The sequence below is a fragment of the Candidatus Neomarinimicrobiota bacterium genome (assembly GCA_021157965.1).
Taxonomy (GTDB): Bacteria; Fidelibacterota; Fidelibacteria; order Fidelibacterales; family Fidelibacteraceae; genus Fidelibacter.
This window is the reverse complement of sequence record JAGGVO010000039.1, coordinates 1-18,729: the sequence shown is the minus strand read 5'-3', so window position 1 is coordinate 18,729 and position 18,729 is coordinate 1. Positions and strand designations below refer to the sequence as shown.

Sequence of the window (18,729 nt, the reverse complement as noted above, 5' to 3'; positions counted from 1 at the left end):
TAACAGTGCATATTAAAGCAAATCAGTTACGAACCGTTCAGCAGGGATTTAAAACCTACACCATGAATCTTGCTCTGGTTGCCGTCGGATCGCTTTTTATTGCTCTGAGCGCCCGGGTAGCTGTTCCCGTACCCTTTTCCATGGTTCCCGTGACCCTTCAGACTCTGGCTGTCCTCATTGTGATGGCACTATTAGGTTCAAAAAGAGGAACCCTGAGCGTTCTCTTGTATCTGTCCGAAGGACTGGCAGGTCTGCCTGTCTTTGCTATGGGAGCCGGGGGTTTTTACCATCTGACGGGACCTACAGGAGGATACTTGCTGGCTTTTCTCCCTGTTGGCTTTCTCTTCGGACGCTGGCTTGAATGGTCTCTGGAACGCCGCTTCCTGAATGTGTGTGTCGCCGGTTTTATAACCCATGCGGCGATTCTGTTCTTAGGCGCCCTGTGGCTCAGCCGCTTTGTTACCTGGGAACCGGCTATTATGCAGGGTATCGTTCCCTTCGTTCCCGGTGCCGTGTTCAAATCGGTCATTCTGGCCGGAATCATCAGCCGGGTATCCCATACCAGGGATATCTGAAGGGATTTCTTAAGTAATCTGAAAGCCCGTGTAATCGCGGGCTTTTTTTTATACAATTTTCTTCCCTTTAGTTTTATAAATGTTTAGGTTTTCATCGAAACGTAAACACAGGTTAATCATGATTTCCACAACTGTTGAACCTTTTAAAATCGGTATTGTTGAAGATTCGGCAATAATCAGCATGACACTGAAAAAACTGGTCGAACAATATGGTTACCAGGTTGTGGGTCCCTTTGGAAATGCCGATGAGGCTCTGACATGTTTCTCCTCCGGGCCACCCGATCTTATCCTCATGGATATCGTTCTCAACGGTTCTATGGATGGTATCGGACTGGCCCGGGAAATCAACCGGCGGATACATATTCCTATTATCTATATTACCGGACATTCCGACGAAACAAAGCTGAAACGGGCCAAAAGTACGGCTCCACTGGGGTATATCATCAAACCCTTTGATCCGAAACAACTCCAGATTACCCTGAATATGGCTTTTCGTAAAATCGAGACAGATAAGCAATTGCTCCGGTATCAAAAACGCCTGGAAGAAATGGTAAATGAAAAAACCTATGACCTGCAGCGTGAAATTGAACGGCGGAAAACAGTGGAATCCTCTCTGGTCAGGCAAAATGAAGAATTGGTCGCACTGAATAAAGAACTAAAGCTGAAAAATCAGCAAATCATGACTAAAACCCTGAAACTGTATCAAAAAGACCAGTTATTGAAAAAGCTTACCAAATCTCTCCTGGAAAAGAGAGATAAGGAAAAAAAGGTGATAAATCCGGAAATTGTAAAGATAATCCGGGATCTGCAAAACCATTTTGAAGAACATACCCTCGATGAGTTCGAAATCCGCTTCAGTGATATTTACCACGGTTTCAATGAGCGCCTGTTAAAAAATTTTCCCAATCTGACCCCCAATGAAATCCGCCTGTGTGAACTGATTAAGCTTAATTTCACAACAAAGGATATTTCCAATCTCACTCTCCGTTCTGTAAAAAGTGTTGAAATTGCCCGGTACCGTCTCCGGAAAAAACTGGGCATTGGAAAATATGTGAATCTGGCCACGTTTCTTGCCAATTTCTAAACTTCAGGATGATATATGATTCAAAGTGAATTGCAAAAAGCAATGTTTATGGACAGGAATTTATTCATTGAGGCCAGTGCAGGGACAGGTAAAACTTATACCCTCACAAAGCGCTATTGTGCCATTTTGGATGATTTTGCACGCCAGGTCCTCGAAAATCCCGGGGCGCCCCGTTACGATCCGTCCAATATCCTGGTCATCACCTTTACCCGGAAAGCAGCCAATGAAATGACGGTGAAAATCTTCAGGGACCTGAAGATGCTCCTGGCAGGCAGGTCCATAGATGCTAACCTTCCCGAACTGGGTCAATACTTGCGCCGGACTACCCCGGAGTATAGACTTTGGCTGGAAGGCGCCTTCTCCCGGCACGCAATTTCCACCATTGACAGCTTTTGTATGCAGGTCCTGAAAGATTACGCATTCACCGCCGGTCTGGATCCTGATTTTAAGGTGGAAGAGGAGGTTCTGAGTACTCTTTTCTTTGAAAAGGAACTGGACCGTTTCCTGCGAAAAAAAGCCTCCCAATCCGATTCCGATCTCTCGATTGTCTTCGATGTGATAACAGTGGATCAGGTGAAACAGGTTATGGAGTATCTTTATAACCACCGCCTTTTCCTTCAGGATTGGCTGCAAAAGATGGGCAGCAAACCGACAGAACAGCTGAAAGAAGAGATGTGGCATGACTGGGTTCAGGCCTATACTCCCGATTTTGACGAAGAATATATCCTCCGTGAACTCCATCAGGTGATTAAAGCATTGGATAGTCCTGTCTATGATGAATCGGATGCGGCTCGCCGGTTGCTACGTAATCTTCAAAGTGCTCTCGATGCCATTCCATCCGGTATATCCGACACCGAACTCCGGAGAATACTGTGTGTATCTGTGTTGCCTCTGCTTATGACGAAGAAAAAGGACAAATTCTTGTCCCGGTATCACGGCAACAAAGTGAACTGGAAATGCCCGAAGGTTCTCGATGATGTTAAAAACAGCCTGAAAGAAATAACGGTCTCCCTGAGGTTGGAAGCGGCGCAGGTGTGTGAAGCACCGAACAATCTGGACCGGATGGGTCTTCAGGTTCTCATTGCCATGTACAAGCTCTTTGTTGACTTTCAGAAACACATGGATGGATTTCAGGCCCGCATGGGTTATCTGACCTTTGATGATGTAATTCTCAAAACACAAGCCCTCCTTAAAAAACACGAAAGCATCCGGAAAAGTCTGTCCGGCCGGTATGTTCATATTATGGTGGATGAGTTCCAGGATACCAACGATCCCCGCTGGGATATTATCCGGATGATTGCCTCCGATGAAGAGGGAACCCTGCGTCCTTCCGGACTCTTTATTGTGGGGGATAAAAAACAGTCCATTTATGGTTTCCAGCAGGCCGATGTTACCGTGATGAAACAAGCGAAGGATGACCTGGCAAAAGCCTCTGTAGAACCGGCCGAAATTATACTCAGTAACAATTACCGGTCCACAGGGCGTTTTATTGATAAAGTGGTGAATACTCTTTTCCCAAAGCTTTTTCCTGATGAAGAATCCCCATGGCAGGCGGTGTTTACACCTACCCGGCCTGCCGGTATCTTTCCTCCTGAAGTGGATCAGGTCCCCAAATTTCCCGTATTGGTCCGCACGATTACACAGGTTCCGTCAAATGATATGGAAAGGGCCTGTGCCGTTAATGCAGCCCTCACAGCCCGGGAGATGCTGACATGGTGGGATGATGAAAAAATGGAAGAGAAGCTTAAGGAGACAAATATCCACACGAAGGGTCCGGTGCTTGGTATCCTTCTCCGCTCCTTTACCCGCGTTGGAGCTTTTGCGGCCATTTTTAAACGTTTCAATATCCCCCTGGAAATTGTGGCCGGAAACGGTTTTTTTCAACGTCAGGAAATCTTTGATTTTTGCTATCTTCTGGCTTTTTTCGCCAATCCCCATGATGATTTGGCTTTAACAGCCCTCGGACGGAGTCCCTGGCTTATGCTCACCGATGAACAGGTGGATGCTTTCCGGGACAGGAATGAGCACGAATCAATCTGGTCTTTTATTCAGCGAAATGCATCTCTTCAAACTATAAAAGATGTTTTGCAGGACTGGCTGAATCGCAGCAGAACCCTTTTTCTGCCGGATTTGATGGAGGATATCCTGGCGGAACAGGAACGGGAACTGGCCTGTCTTAGCGATGAGGAAGGAGAACGTTACCTGGCCAATCTGGATTTGACCATCCATCTTTTGCGGGGCATGATGCTCAACGGGATGTCTCTGCGGGAATCCCTGGCCTGGTTTATATCCCAGAGAGACCGTAAAAGCAGTCGGGAGGAGGCAGGTCCTGAAGGAGAAGCCCGTGTTTGCCTTATGACCATTCACAAGGCAAAGGGACTGGAATTCCCCATGGTTATTCTTGGGGATATGAATCGGAAAGAGAAAAGCGATAAAATTCATGTTACACATGCTGCCAGGCAAGATGATACGGATGTTGCCATTAATATTTTAGACGAGGGTGATGAAAATCTCCGTTCCGGGGTTTTTCGTTCTATCCACAACGGACAAAAAGCCCGGGAAGAAGCAGAAGAACTCCGTGTTTTTTATGTGGCGGTCACCCGGGCTATGTTCCATGTGGCCTTTCTGGCCGAATTTACCGACTCAAACCGTAAACCGTCTCAAAATACACCCTGGCAACGCTATATCGCCCGGGGTTTGCTGGTGGATAATCCCTCAAATCCTGCCGGTCCGGACTGGAGAAATACGGATGATCCTATAAGTGGCATGAGTCTCTTGAATCGCACCTGGGATGATGCCCTGACATGTCTTCCTGCTGCAAAAACCGTCGAAAAAGCCTGGGTTTTACCTCCGGCTGTCAAAAGGCGCTGGAAACCCCTCTGCATAGTAACTCCTCATGATATCATGGAACAGATGACTGTTGGCGATAACAGGAGGGAAGGACAAAGGGGAGATTCGGAGATGAATCGTCAGTACGGAGTATTTTTCCACAAAGTCATGGAAGAACAGTGGTGGAATGCTCCCGATTCGGCTGAAAAATGGCTGAAAGACAATATTACCGATTTTTCTTCACTCTCCTCCCCGGAGGCTTTACAGCGGCTGAATAAAGATTTGTCCAGGCTGATATCCAATCCCCTCTTTCAGGAAATCAACCGGCTTCAGCCAGGAGATGCTTTTTTTGAATTGCCCGTTTCTGCTGTTTATGAAACGGAAAAAGAACGGTTTCTCCTCCGGGGTGTGGTGGATCTGCTCTACCGGACCGGAGAGTCCTGGACAATTTTGGATTACAAAACAGACCGTGATCTGAATGGACTTTCACAATACAGAGTACAAATGAATCTTTATCAGGAGATGCTGTTTCAGGCATTTGGCATCACCCCAAAAGGCTTGATATGGTTTGTGTCACAAAACCATGTGGAAACTGTCAGGCGGGATCCCGGTGTATTAAATCGTCTCTCACCTGATGGAAGTCCCGTCGTTCCGGCACCCGAAAAGGGGAAAGCCGATGCAGCCATCATGGATGATTTGGTGGAATTCCTGGATGGACACCCCACGCTGGTCCTGTGTTCAACTAAGACAGAGGCGGAAGAAATCCGGAAAAATCTTGTCTGGCGGAAAAAGGCTTCACCTGAAATCCGTATTCTTTCCTGGCAGGATCTACAGCGCGTTCGGAATGTCCCCGGTAAAGGACTTGATCCGGGTGTGAGGATGCTTCTATGCCGTCATATCCTGAAAGAACAGCAGGAAATATCCCCAATGCCCGGTACTGCCCGGAAACTGTCAGAAGCCCTGAGTCAGGCGGAACTTTACGGACTGACAGGGGATGCGGTAAGCGAATCCCTGATTCAATCGGCTTTTCAGGCAATCCGTGAACGAGATTTGACAACGGACGGAGATATTCTGAATTATTTAAAAGAGAAGCATCCTTTCAAAGGAATGGATGTTTACCTTACAGGATGGTATCAGCCATCCCCTTTACGTCATAGTCTGATGGAAACGATTGCCCGGGATGCCCGCCGGTTCAGAATGCCCGGTTCCCGGGATATCCCCGATATCCATGCATGGAAAAAGCTGGGTGAACTCGATGGCAGGGGTCATAAAGTTGTGGTGTGTAACCGGTCAGAAGATGAAGTCCGGTTGGTTTTCCGGGAAATCGTCGCCCGTGAACCTGTCAATCTTCAATCCTGCCACATTGCTGTTTCCAATCCGTCCGAATATGAACCCCTGATTCGGCGGATTGCCGGTGAATATGGCATTCCCGTCTCCTTTTCCACACGGATACCCCTGAAACAAACACCTTTGGGGAACTTCTTCCTGAATCTGATGACACTGATGGAGAATATCCACCAGGCAGAGTGGATTATAATCGCCGGTGTCCTTCTGGATCCGATAGTCCAGGCTCCCCCATACCTCTACGATCTGGATGTGTATCTCCGGCAGAATGCCCTGGAATCACCGGATGCCATCAAACTGTTTCTGGAGAGAAAGGGGAATCAAAGGCATGAGTTTTTCCGTGGAATCTATGACCGGTATGTGAATCGCCTCCTGGAGGATATGGCATCTTTGAAGAGTATCTCCCGCTGTCTCGATTACCTGAAACATACGTTGGATGAGATACCGGGCAATGCATCTTCCGGCCGGGAAGGGGTTTTTAATCAAAAGGTCAGGGATACATTGGCCCGCCTGATCCGAAAAACCATTCCATCGCTGCAGTTGGTGGGTGTGGATGATAGGGAGATGAAACAGGAGGGACTGATACTCCTCAGGGAATGGATCAACCGTGAGGAAATCCCCCGAAGGGATTGGACACAGGGTATTCCCGTCACCGGTTTTTTGGATACCATGAATCTGGAACCTGATTGTCTGTGGTTGTTGGGATTGAATCAGACCGATTTTCCGGTTCGGATGCTTCGCAATCCCTTTTTCAGTGAAGCACCTTACAATCCCTGGTATCTGAACAGGCGCATGCTCAGTCATTGGTGTCGACTGAAACAGGTCCGCTTTCTGGCTTCGAAAACACTATCCAACAGTGCGACAACGGAACCTTCCGCACTGCTGGAAGCCTTTGAACAGGTTCCGCCTCCGGCAGATATCAGTGTGTATCCCGGCCGGCGCTCATTTTACCGCAATTTTTTCTCAGCCGTGATTCACCCCTCTCCGGAACTGCCTGCCATCCGTCGACATAATGAATGGATGAAAAGGCAAACTTCCCCGGATAAGGCTTCGAACGCATTGCCGGGACCCTATCACGGATTGGCAAGGCCGGTTGATTTACCCTACAGGACATCGGCCACTCAGGTGGAACATTTAATTGTGTGTCCCATGCGGTACTGGTTCAGTGCAATCCTCAAACTCCGGCAAACCGATGCCGATAAACAGGGGAAGGAAAATATGGAAGTGGGCGGATTTGTTCACGCTATCCTCCATCGTTTCGGTGAGGAAGGGGGATTTACACTCCCGGAACCAAAAGCCCTCTCTCTCATGAAACAGGTGGTGAATGAGGAACTGAAAAAGCGGGATCATAACACGGAAACGGATATCTGGGCCAAACAACGCTTTCGCTTTCTGATTCGGGGTCTTGATGAAAATCCCCCGAAAGGAAAAATGGCCGATCTTGTCCGGAAGAATCTGGAAATTCTCCGTGCTTTTGATGATCTTGACAGCTTTTTTGAACAAAAATTTGATGATGAAAAATCCAAATCTGATGGTATGTGCTGGCCTCTTTTGAAACATAAGGAATTTGCAGAATTGGAACTCAAAGGGAAGATTGATAAAGTCTTTGTGGATCATAAAAAAAAGCAAATCCTGATCTCAGATTATAAAACCGGTTCATCCTATTCGGTAAATAATGTTACCGCCGGTTTCAATATTCAACCGCTGGTCTATTATCTGAAAGTGAAAGAAGCATTTCCCGGATACCGGACTGTTTTTGTCTACGAGAGTATCCCCAAAAACCATCAGGCATACAACATGTCCAAAGAAATCGGGGATACGGGAAAAAAGGGATTATTCGTTCCGGCTTCAAATCCCCTCAATATCGAAACCGACGAATGGACTGAAAAAATCACCGGCTGGTTTAAAGAGGCTGTTGAACATTTAAAAAGCGGGACATTTCCACACACAACCCGGGACCGTTTTTCCAAAGCATGTACCCATTGTGAATTTGCCTATCTGTGCAGGAAAGAGGACACAGATTAAATAAAGAAAAATTTCACGATATTCTGTTGACTTTTATCTGAGTCTTTATTTATATTGAACCGCCATCCTGAGATGGGGGAGTTCATCTGCCGTCAGGGGATCGGGACTGTCGTGCTGCAGGGTGCGGTATCTCGTCTTCTGATGGACAAACGACGGGAGCCGCAAATGGATACACAACAGCGATACCACACATTAAGTATCACGGTTTATGACAGGGACAGGGTATACCGGAAGGTTGGTGAATTATTGCATGATTTTGCCGATGCCATCCTTCTCCGGGTAGGATATCCTATTGAAAACGAAAACGCCGCCATTATTTTTCTGATTTTAAAGATGACAGGCGATGAGGTTGGTGCCTTGTCCGGGCGTTTGGGACAGTTGGAATCCATCAATGTTAAAGTATCCACTTTAAAATTATAGGAGTTGATATGGCCGTACAATCTACTGCTGCCTGGATGGATCAGGTTATCAGACAGGAAGAAATTGACAAATACCTGATCAATGGGAAAGATTTCATTGACGAAGGGAAAATTCTGAAAAAGCTGGAAGAGGGTAGTAATCCTGATCCGGCAAAAATCCGGGAAATCCTGCAGAAATCACTGGCTGTTGAACGTCTGGAGCCCGAAGAAACGGCAGCGCTCATTCATGTAAAAGATCCCGGTTTGTTGGAAGAGATGTATGCCACCGGACTGGAAGTTAAGCGGAAGGTTTATGATAACCGGATTGTCTTTTTTGCCCCTCTTTACTGCAGCAATTTGTGTGTGAACAGTTGTGTGTATTGCGGTTTCAGGACGGATAATACCCGGGAAAAGCGCCGTATTCTGAACATGGATGAGGTCCGGGATGAAACACGGGCTGTGGTTTCTGAGGGACACAAACGGATGATTGTTGTGTTTGGCGAACATCCCCTGTCTGACGCAGATTATATGGCCGATGCCATTAAAAATATCTATAAAGTGAAAGTCCCGGCCCGGAGCGGTTACGGTGAAATCCGCCGTGTGAATGTCAATGCCGCCCCCATGAGCATCGGGAATTTGAAAAAACTATGGGAAGCGGGGATTGGCACATATCAGGTATTTCAGGAGACATATCATAAAAAAACCTATGCACAGGTTCATCCGAAAGGTTTAAAGGCAAATTACCGCTGGCGTTTGTATGCCCTGCACAGGGCCATGGATTCCGGAATTGACGATGTGGCCGCCGGGGCGCTGTTTGGACTGTACGACTGGCGTTTTGAAGTCATGGGACTCCTTTATCATACCATGGATCTGGAACAACAGTTCGGTATCGGTCCCCACACCATCAGTTTCCCCCGTATGACCCCGGCCAGCGGATCATGGCTGACCACCCATTCCCCCTGGAAGGTGGATGATGACACCTTCAAAAAACTGGTCACGATTTTACGGCTTTCCGTCCCCTATACAGGACTTATCATCACGGCCCGTGAACGGGCGGAACTCCGCCGGGAGGTGATTAAAGTAGGTTGCACCCAAACCGATGCCTCTACAAAAATCGGGATCGGCGGCTATACGGAAGCCCTGAAAATTCTGAAAAATGTGCAGAAGGGAGATCAGGACAAAAACGCTCAGCAGTTTATGCTTGGTGATACCCGGCGCCTGGATGATGTGGTCCGTGAATTGGCGGAAATGGGTATGATAACCAGTTTCTGTACGGCAGGGTACCGCTGCGGACGGACCGGCGACAAAATTATGGGCCTGTTGAAAAGCTGTACCGAAGGGAAATTTTGTAAGTTGAATGCCGTTCTCACATTTAAAGAATATCTTGAAGATTACGCATCACCGGAAACAAAAGCCGTCGGTGAAAAACTCCTGGAAAAAGAGATGACGGAAATCCGGACAATTCCTTTTTTCAAACAGGGAAAACTCCTGGAGAATTTTGAAAACTATTACAAGCGTATCTCGGCCGGAGAACGGGATGTCTATATCTGAAAAAAAACTGAATGAAATATGCCGGGAGATACATGAAACCTATGGCATCTCCCTCGCGGTTTGTGAGATTTTCGGCAGGCGCTGGTCCTATATCGCCGGGACAGGAAATAATCTCTATGCCGGAGTCCGTTTTCAAATCAATGAACATTACGGATTGATTGCTGATGAACTCCCTGAAACGGTGAAAGATGAAGTCCTGGCTCGATTGAAAATCCTGATGGGGGATGATTTTTAATAAGAAGGGATTTGGAAGGGTGTATTATGCCCTGGCCCTGAGGAATGCGCGGTGGAAATATATTCCACAATGCGTTAAATACCCAATAACACTCTTTACCTGATGAAAAAACATCACGGAGAAGCCATCAAACGGTACGGTGATGAATTGACCTTTGATATAGTTTCAGAAATGACCAATCCGGGTCGGGGCGGGTCGCATCGTTTCCCGGCAAATGGTATTCCCGTTTTGTGCAATCTGAAGTTTTTCAATCAGCTGTCCTGATTTGGCGTACACGTAAATCCAGGCACTCTTTTTATGTGTTTCAACCAGGATATAATGTTTGAGTCCACTGAAAGCACCTACCTGATCATGCCAGGGAGTTCCAGGATCTTTTGCATAAAAGGGTGCACCGGCCCCGCCCGTAATTATTTGATATACAGGATGTTTGAAATCAGCAGGAGAACCGTCGGGATTTGCGGGGAAATCCTTGTCCACCAAAAGGCGCGAATAATTGTGTTCGTCACCAAAAAACACGGCCCGGGTTTTGGATGATGAAGCGATGGTTTTCCAGAATTCATTCCGGCGTTTTACAACATAGGAGCGGTCAAGGGGTGTGCCGTCGGAATACCGGTTTTTCAGGGAATCACCGCCGGACCACCACATACCTGAACTCACATGGCCGCCGGTTGGGAAGGCCGGACTGTGAGCAAATAAAAAGATGTGATCTATTTCAGGATTTTTATCTGCGTCCGCCACAATACTATCTACCCAGGCCAGTTGCTTATCCATGATGTAACCGATGAGATTACCACCAATTTCTTCCGGCCGCGAACTGTACCAGTAATTGGTATTCACGGAGATAATCCGGATATTCTCCCGGTCAAAAAAGTAGACATTTTCACGGTACGACGGCGCTTCCGGATGTTCCGGGGCCGGATACGCATCCTCAGGATTGACAAAGGCTTCAGCAAAAAGAGCCTCAGAATTTTCGTTTCCTTTTTTGTCCAGATAATACCGGTATCCCTTTTCATTTCGGTAAATATCAATGGAAACATCGTGATTTCCCATTCCTTCGTAAACAGGAATCATGGATCCGGTTTGTGCTGTGATTGTTTTCCAGGACTTCATCTGGCTTCGGTAATCATCCGGATCACTACAGAACCCTCCAATAAGATCCCCGCTGAAAAGCACAAACTCGCTTCCTCTGAAATAGGCGTGATTCAATAAGGCGGATAAAGCATCAATGTTGACGGCATTGTAATCACTGGCTCCACCGCCGGCTGCCGCCCGGGAATCACTCATCACGGCAAAAAGAACATGATTGTTGTTATCCGGTGTGCTGAAAGGTCTTGTGGGTGTCCTGTATGAAATATTGTGGTACGTGATTTCTATATCATAACGATGCTCTGTTCCTTTTAAACCGGTAACCCGGACCTGATGTTCCGTATTTGGTGTGCTTTTGGCCACATATCGTTTTCCGTCAACATAAAGGGCGCTAACTGCCGGATAGTCTGTTTTCCAGCTGAAAACAGCACTGTTCGTTTTCACCAGATCAATAAAGGGGCCTTCTGAAATGCATGCAATGCGCTCGTTTCCCTTAAAACGGAACCGGTTGTCATAATAATGTGCACTGGCAGTCCCGGGATTGCGGATTTCCAGACGGTAGACAACAACACCGCCATCGTGTTTTCTGAAGATACTGTCAATATCCGCATATTTTGAAAAGAGATTCTCAAGGTTCAGATATACGGTATGCTGTGTGGATATTGTATCGCTTTTTTCTGTTGCCGACCACCGGTAACGGGGAGCCTGGAGCAGATCATCCGGGATGATAATGCCGTAATACACCCGGACAGCCGGGGACGGGATGAGGGTTGTAAAGCGTATGCGGGCCAAACGGCCGTCTTCGTCATTCCGGACGATATCAATCTCCGGGCCATCAGTCACAATCCGATGAGTTCTTCCAGATACAGGAGTACCGGGTAACTTCGGCAAATGTCCATGAAGATTTTCTCCCATCAGAAACAGGGGTATGAAGAGGAATACGAATACGGCTTTTCGGATCATTGTTTTCTCCTTGTTTTCTCCTTTAGCTTGAAAGTTCAAGAAAGGTACAAAAAAAAAGACAGGAAACAAAAAAGACCGGAGCTTCGCCGGTCTTCTATGTACGCCCTGGAGGAGTCGAACCCCCAACCTTCTGGTCCGTAGCCAGACGCTCTATCCAATTGAGCTAAGGGCGCATGTGAACGCGTAGCGCGTACGGGACTCGAACCCGTGTTACCGACGTGAGAGGCCAGCGTCCTAACCGCTAGACGAACGCGCCATATCCGTGCTGGGTTGCAGGGATTCGAACCCCGATTCTACGGTCCAGAGCCGCATGTCCTGCCATTGGACGACAACCCACTATCTCAACAAAGCTTGCAAATATACATAAGTTCCTGAAAAAACTGCAATGGATAATTTCAGTCTGTCCGCCTGTTATTTCTATCTTTTCGGAACTCCATTATTTGATGAGGCACTTTAATAAATAAAATAAATGAGAAGAATATCTGAAAAATTTAAAATAAATTTGCATTTTGCCTGATATATTATAATTTTTGATAAAATCTGGAGGGAATATGGATCAGACAGATAAGATACTCTTGCGGGCTCTTCAGGAAAACGGCAGGATTACGTATCACGAACTGGCGGAAAAGACCGGATTGACTGTTCCCGCGGTTCGGGACAGGATTATTAAGCTTAAAGAACGGGGAATCATCCGGGGCTTCCATGCCGTTGTGGATGCAAAACTATTGAACAAAGATATCACAGCATTCATCATGATAGAAAGTGTTGCGATTCACTACCGGGATCTCATTGATTATGCGCGCCAGGAACCGGCCATTCAGGAATGTCACTCCATCACCGGCGGAGGTTCCCATCTCATTAAAGTTCGCACCAAAAATACCAACTCCCTCGAAAAACTCTTAAGCAAAATCCAATGTTGGCCGGGTGTCAAAGGGACCGAGACCCATGTGGTGCTCAGTACCTTCAAGGAAAACACCTTTACTGAGCCTGATGAGACGGAATTGGAGAAATAAGGGAGAGAGGGACGATAAGTTGATTGGACGATGGATAGTCCCGGACTTCAATCCAGAGGATACGAGGCACGAGGTTCGGGTAGCGAGATAGCATTGGAGCACAGCGATGCTAACTTCCAATTTTTAAAATAAAGGACTCAAATGAACACCAAACCCATATCATCCCAACCGGTTACGGAGATTTTTGCATCCAATGTCTTCAGTGACGAGGTGATGCAACAGCGCCTGCCGGAGCATATCTACCTGAAGTTAAAGGATACCATCGAAAAAGGACGTCCTTTGGACCGTGATATTGCGGACCATGTGGCAAATGCCATGAAGGAGTGGGCATTGGAAAAAGGCGCAACCCACTATACACACTGGTTTCAACCGATGAACGGAATCACGGCCGAAAAGCATGAGTCGTTTATAGAAAATGCAGGGCCGGGACGGATTGTCATGGAATTCTCCGGAAAGGAACTCGTTCAGGGTGAACCGGATGCCTCTTCCTTTCCGTCAGGCGGAATCCGGTCTACCTTTGAAGCCCGGGGCTATTCCGTGTGGGATGCCACATCACCGGCGTTTCTCCGGGAGGATCTGACCGGTGTGACACTCTATATTCCCACGGCATTTTACTCATACCACGGAGAAGCACTGGATAAAAAAACACCCCTGCTCAGGTCCATGCAGGCTTTGTCGGAACAATCACTCAGGATTCTCAGGATTTTCGGTGACACCCATACAGAACGGGTTCATGCATCTGTCGGTGCCGAACAGGAGTATTTTCTTATTGATAAAACATTATATAACCAGCGGGCCGACTTGCAGTTTACAGGACGCACCCTTTTCGGTGCGCCGCCGCCCAAGGGACAGGAGATGGAGGATCACTATTTTGGCAGTATGAAGGAACGGATTACCGATTTCATGCGGCAGGTGGACGTGGAACTCTGGAAACTGGGCATCAGTGCCAAGACCAAACACCATGAAGTGGCACCGGGACAATATGAACTGGCGCTCATTCACAATAACTGCAATGTTGCAACGGACCATAATCAGCTTGTCATGGATACTATCAGTAAAATTGCCGAGCGGAATGACCTGGTCTGTCTGCTCCACGCGAAACCTTTTAAAGGCATCAACGGATCGGGAAAACACAATAACTGGTCCATAGTGACCGATCAGGGTGTCAACTTGCTGGAACCGGGTTTTACACCGGAAGAAAAACTCCGTTTTCTCGTCTTTCTTACGGCTATCCTGAAGGCTGTGGATAGTCATGCCGATGTACTTCGCCTGGGTGCTTCCACACCGGATAATGATGAAAGACTGGGACAACATGAGGCTCCTCCGGCAATTATTTCCGTCTTCCTGGGGGATTTTCTGACCCATCTCCTGGAAAATCTGGAAAAAGGTGCGGACAGTACGAAAAAATTTACAAAAACCCTCAGCGGAGGTGTAAATACCCTCCCACCTGTCCTGAGGGATAATACGGACCGGAACCGGACATCCCCCTTTGCCTTTACGGGGAATAAATTTGAATTCCGGATGGTCTCATCCCTGGCTTCCGTGGCCCGCCCCAATATAATGCTGAATACGATAGTGGCTGATGTGCTGGATGAATTCGCAACACGTCTTGAATCCTCAAAAAATCCTCTGAAAGAAGCTCAGGACATGGTCAGGGAAACGTATTCCAGGCATAAAAGGGTTGTTTTTAACGGAAATGGATATGCTGATGAATGGCGACATGAGGCGAAAAAACGGGGACTCCCTGAATATCCTTCTTCTCTGGATGTCTACCCGGAACTTCTGTCGGAAAAAAATGTTGCGCTGTTTCAACGGCAGAAGGTTTTTAACCTGTCAGAACTCAAAGCGCGGACTGAAATTTATATTGATACCTATATGAAACAACTGCGGATCGAAGTTAATACCATGATCCGTATGGCTCAGACCGGGATTCTGCCGGCTGTTCTTCTCTATCAAAAAGAGCTTCTGGAACTTGTTAAAATTCAAAGTGATACAGGCATTCCACACAGCAGTGAAAAAGACTACTTGGAAAACTACCGCCGGCACGTCCTCGCCTTTATGAAAAATCTTAAATCCCTTGAATCGGCAGCATCCCAATATCAAGTCTGCAACCCGGAAAATTTTAAAGAATGCCTGACCATGCGGGATTCTTTACGAGCCATGATGAATGCACTCCGGGATGAAGGAGACTGGTTGGAATGCCATACACCGAAAGAGAAATGGCCGTTTCCGGTCTATGGAGAAATCCTTTATAGAGTGTAGAGTGGTGAGTGGTGAGTGCTGAGTTGGAGTTTTGAGTTATTCGTTCCGCAGAGACCCCCGACCCCGGATTTCAGTCCGGAGAGAGAAGAGAAGGGCAAAGATCGCGTCACTTGTCACTTCAAAGCATATCTTATCTCAGAAAATAATTCTTCCTCTTCCTTCACTGCTTTTTCATTGCCGAATGTGCAATGTATGCCCTGTGTAACGGCAATTTTGAGGATATCGGCAAATTTCCGGATATCTTCGGCGGTGCAGGAGAGGATTTCTTCCCGTTCAGACTGAATCATGTCATCTTTTAGTCCGGTCAGATACCGTGAAAAGGCCGTAGCCCCTTCCTGGGAGATACTCATGGGTGTGTCCTGACGAGCGATTGTTCCGATGATAATGTTTGTCATAAACTGATCATCTGCATCAAAACGGGAAAGGTAATCGGGAATCATCCGGTATGTTTCCAGAGTTTTCCGGAGTTTGGGATCCCGGTAGGAACTGAACAGGACCCGTCCGTTCCGTGAAAAGGCGCAAAACGCTCCGTATGCCCCGCCCTGAACCCGGACACGGTTCCACAGGTAATCCAGGGAAAGGATATGTTTCAACACATAATATTTTCCATTGAACTGCAGGATATTCTCCGGTAAATAGGTCCCGAAAACCACATAATTCACATCGCCCGGCGTGTAAAAACCCCGGTTCGGCGGATTAAGGGGCAGCTCCCATGTCTGAGTCGGCAGAAATCCTGAATACAACCGGGATTCAAAGGATTTTAAGTGCTTTGTAAAGATTTTTATATCCTCTTTTTCGCTTGTAAGGGCCGGAATCATTGTCTCTTTCCGGAAAATGTTTTTCATCAACTCTTCAAGGTTCTGTTTCAGGGCATCGTACCGTTCCTCAAAATGCGTATCCAGATCGGCTATCCAGGTATAGAAATCATATCCGTTGGTGATTTCTTCAAATTTTCCGAAATGCTTTAGTACGGAGTTCACCTGCCCCGCCGCAAAACTGTGACCGTTGTTTACCAGGTTGATTTCGGTTTCGGAGCGTATTTCCCGGATCAGGTCGTGTATCCGTTTCTTTTCATCAAAACGGGTTTGTGTGAGAATTTCCCCGGCAAGATCCAGGGCTTTATCTGTAAAGGTGGACAGGTATCGCAGACTCACCGTGAGCTTCGGCAGGAAGGCATCAGGTTTATTAACCGGCAGAAAAGCATTTGTCTGAACCGAAAATCCGCCGGTATAAAAAAGCAGGTCGTTAGACAGGTCTGTGTAATTCCGTTTTTCCGTGGAGAGTTGTCCCAGCAAATCAGGAAGAAGTCCTGCTACAGGAAGCAGGTCCTCCGGTACGGCAGAGAGATCAAAATAAAAGTGTGCATACTGAATTCCCTTGGATTCTGCCGGATGGGTGAGGATTTTTCCCCCGTCCCAGGAGATTTCCTCCACCGGAAAGGTCCTCGCTTTTTTCTGGATATCTTTCCGGCTAAGGTTTGGAATAGTGGCCAAAGCTTCCGGTGAATCAGGCGTGTTTTGTCTTCGTATCAGATTTTGGGTGTTTTCCACAACGGATTTCAGTTCATCCGGATCCATGGACTCTTTCGTTTTCTGCAGAGATTCAGACAAGGCCCGAATCTTCCGTTCCGAGAGCCCCGGCTCCGGATCCAGGCGCAGTTTCAACGTATGGGGGTTGTTCAGGAAAATCTCATCGATCAGTTGATGGAAGCGATTCGTTTTTAAACTTTCACGGATTTCCTTAAACGCGGCATCAAATTTCAGATATTCAAAAGGATTTCCGCCGTATAACCAACTGTTCATCATCACCTGGTTATAAATGAGTCCCGTGGGCATGGACCCGAAATCCCCTTCCCGGGTTTTGAATTCGGTAATATTCAGGGATGCTTCCAACTGCCTGCGGTCCAATCCGCCATCCCGGAGTTCTTCCAGCGTTTCCCGTACGATCTTTTCAAATTCCTCTTCTTTGTCCGGAGAACTGTTTTTAACAATCAGGGACATGTAGGGAGACAGCATATCCGATTCGTAAGAGCCGAAGACATCCTGTCCCAGGGAAGCGTCCCGGAGCCTGTTTTTCAGGGGAGAACCGGGCGTATTCATCAGATAGTGCATGAGAATGCTGCGCTCCATGGATTCTTTTGGACTCAGATTTTGTCCGCATCCGTAGTGGAGGCTCAGATAGGATTTCCCTTCGGGATTTTCGCCGGCAGGGAGGGAGTAGGTTTCCACGATTGCCTTCATCCGTGTGAAAGTCATGGGAACCCGGATCTCCGAATCGGGATCGATGGCGGTAAAATGATCCAGGTATTCATGATTTAAAAAGGCGAGATGGGCATCCATATCCCCGTCCCCATAGATAAAAATCCGGCTGTTGGAGGGATGGTAGTAGGTTTTATGAAATTGGATAAATTTTTCATAGGTCAGCAACGGAATTTCATCGGGAGCCCCGCCGGATTCCCAGGCATAGGGGGAATCGGGAAAGAGGAGTTGTTTGGACCGGCGGTAGAGGACAGACTCCGCCGTGGAGAACGCTCCCAGCATTTCGTTGTAGACGACACCGTTAATCGTGAGGGGATCCTCCGGCTTTTCCAGGTGATAGTGCCAGCCTTCCTGGTAAAAAATTTCCGGGACATTGTCTATTTGAGGATACAGGACGGCATCCATATACACATCCATCAGATTCATGAAATCTTTGGGATTCATACTGGCCACGGGATAGAGGGTCTTGTCCGGATAGGTCATGGCATTGAGAAATGTATTCAGAGAACCTTTGATCAGTTCCACAAAGGGTTCTTTTACCGGAAATTTCCGGGAGCCGCATAACACCGAATGTTCCAAAATGTGGGGAAGTCCCGTATTATCCCAGGGTGGCGTGCGAAAGGTGATACTGAACACCTTGTTGGGATCGGAATTCACCAGGTACACCAGCTCCGCGCCGCTTTTATCGTGACGGAAATGATATCCCGTACTGTTAATATCCTGCAGTTTTTCTATTGTGTGAAGGGTAAATCCGTGATACGTCCGGCCGATTTTATACATCATGCTTTTCTCCTCTGTTTTCAATTCAATAAAGGGAAAGATACGAAATGAATGGATAATTAAGAATGGATAATTGAGAATTAAGGTTGAGGTTTAAGTTGCATTTCGATACAGCTGCATATTGATATTCTCCTCAGTGGCAGAAGTCGAATAATGCAGCAATTCAGGGTTTTTAGGTCCTGTAATAGATTAATTATCATGAGGATCGTTCAATATTACCTGTTCAAAGAAGAATCCCCGCCGAAGCGGGGAAACAGATCGTAAGATCTACGGCATATAGCCTTATTGTGATAAGATGCCGTAAAAAAGTACACTTTTTTCTTTCT

General features: G+C 47.1%; 10 protein-coding genes and 3 tRNA genes. 8 read left to right on the top strand and 5 right to left on the bottom strand.

All coding sequences use genetic code 11. The annotated features are described in order from the left end of the window. The first annotated feature begins 5 nt into the window (after positions 1-5). The 6 genes from J7K63_05000 (at position 6) to J7K63_04975 (ending at position 10,041) form a co-directional block, all read left to right on the top strand. Positions 6-575, top strand: a complete 570-nt coding sequence (locus tag J7K63_05000) for a biotin transporter BioY (protein MCD6234374.1) — start codon at positions 6-8, stop codon at positions 573-575. A 118-nt stretch (positions 576-693) separates the two neighbouring features. Beyond that, on the top strand, positions 694-1,659 hold the full coding sequence (locus J7K63_04995) for a response regulator (protein MCD6234373.1): 966 nt from the start codon (positions 694-696) through the stop codon (positions 1,657-1,659). 15 nt (positions 1,660-1,674) lie between these two features. Then, complete coding sequence (locus tag J7K63_04990; GenBank protein MCD6234372.1) at positions 1,675-7,857, top strand: UvrD-helicase domain-containing protein; 6,183 nt, start codon at positions 1,675-1,677, stop codon at positions 7,855-7,857. A 165-nt stretch (positions 7,858-8,022) separates the two neighbouring features. Further along, on the top strand, positions 8,023-8,277 hold the full coding sequence (locus J7K63_04985) for an iron-only hydrogenase system regulator (protein MCD6234371.1): 255 nt from the start codon (positions 8,023-8,025) through the stop codon (positions 8,275-8,277). A gap of 8 nt (positions 8,278-8,285) precedes the next feature. Beyond that, on the top strand, positions 8,286-9,806 hold the full coding sequence (hydG, locus tag J7K63_04980; protein ID MCD6234370.1) for a [FeFe] hydrogenase H-cluster radical SAM maturase HydG: 1,521 nt from the start codon (positions 8,286-8,288) through the stop codon (positions 9,804-9,806). Beyond that, positions 9,793-10,041 carry a hypothetical protein gene (locus J7K63_04975; GenBank protein ID MCD6234369.1) on the top strand — a complete coding sequence of 83 codons (249 nt, stop codon included), beginning with the start codon at positions 9,793-9,795 and terminating at the stop codon, positions 10,039-10,041. Before hydG ends, J7K63_04975 begins: the two co-directional genes overlap by 14 nt. A 165-nt stretch (positions 10,042-10,206) precedes the next feature. Here J7K63_04975 and J7K63_04970 read toward each other — a convergent pair whose 3' ends face one another. From J7K63_04970 to J7K63_04955, 4 genes are all read right to left on the bottom strand, one after another. Beyond that, complete coding sequence (locus J7K63_04970) at positions 10,207-12,090, bottom strand: metallophosphoesterase (protein MCD6234368.1); 1,884 nt, start codon at positions 12,088-12,090, stop codon at positions 10,207-10,209. A gap of 99 nt (positions 12,091-12,189) precedes the next feature. Then, positions 12,190-12,263 (bottom strand) — tRNA-Arg (locus J7K63_04965). Positions 12,264-12,274: 11 nt separating this feature from the next. Continuing rightward, positions 12,275-12,346, bottom strand: a tRNA-Glu gene (locus tag J7K63_04960). A 9-nt stretch (positions 12,347-12,355) separates the two neighbouring features. Then, a tRNA-Gln gene (locus J7K63_04955) sits at positions 12,356-12,426 on the bottom strand. 215 nt (positions 12,427-12,641) lie between these two features. On the opposite strand from J7K63_04955, the gene J7K63_04950 reads away from it, so the two are divergent. After that, positions 12,642-13,103: an Lrp/AsnC family transcriptional regulator gene (locus tag J7K63_04950; protein MCD6234367.1), complete on the top strand. Its 462-nt coding sequence runs from the start codon at positions 12,642-12,644 to the stop codon at positions 13,101-13,103. Positions 13,104-13,259: 156 nt separating this feature from the next. Next, on the top strand, positions 13,260-15,365 hold the full coding sequence (locus tag J7K63_04945; GenBank protein ID MCD6234366.1) for a glutamine synthetase III: 2,106 nt from the start codon (positions 13,260-13,262) through the stop codon (positions 15,363-15,365). Positions 15,366-15,478: 113 nt separating this feature from the next. On the opposite strand, the gene J7K63_04940 is transcribed toward J7K63_04945, so the two are convergent. Beyond that, complete coding sequence (locus J7K63_04940; protein MCD6234365.1) at positions 15,479-18,406, bottom strand: insulinase family protein; 2,928 nt, start codon at positions 18,404-18,406, stop codon at positions 15,479-15,481. Positions 18,407-18,729: the final 323 nt, after the last annotated feature.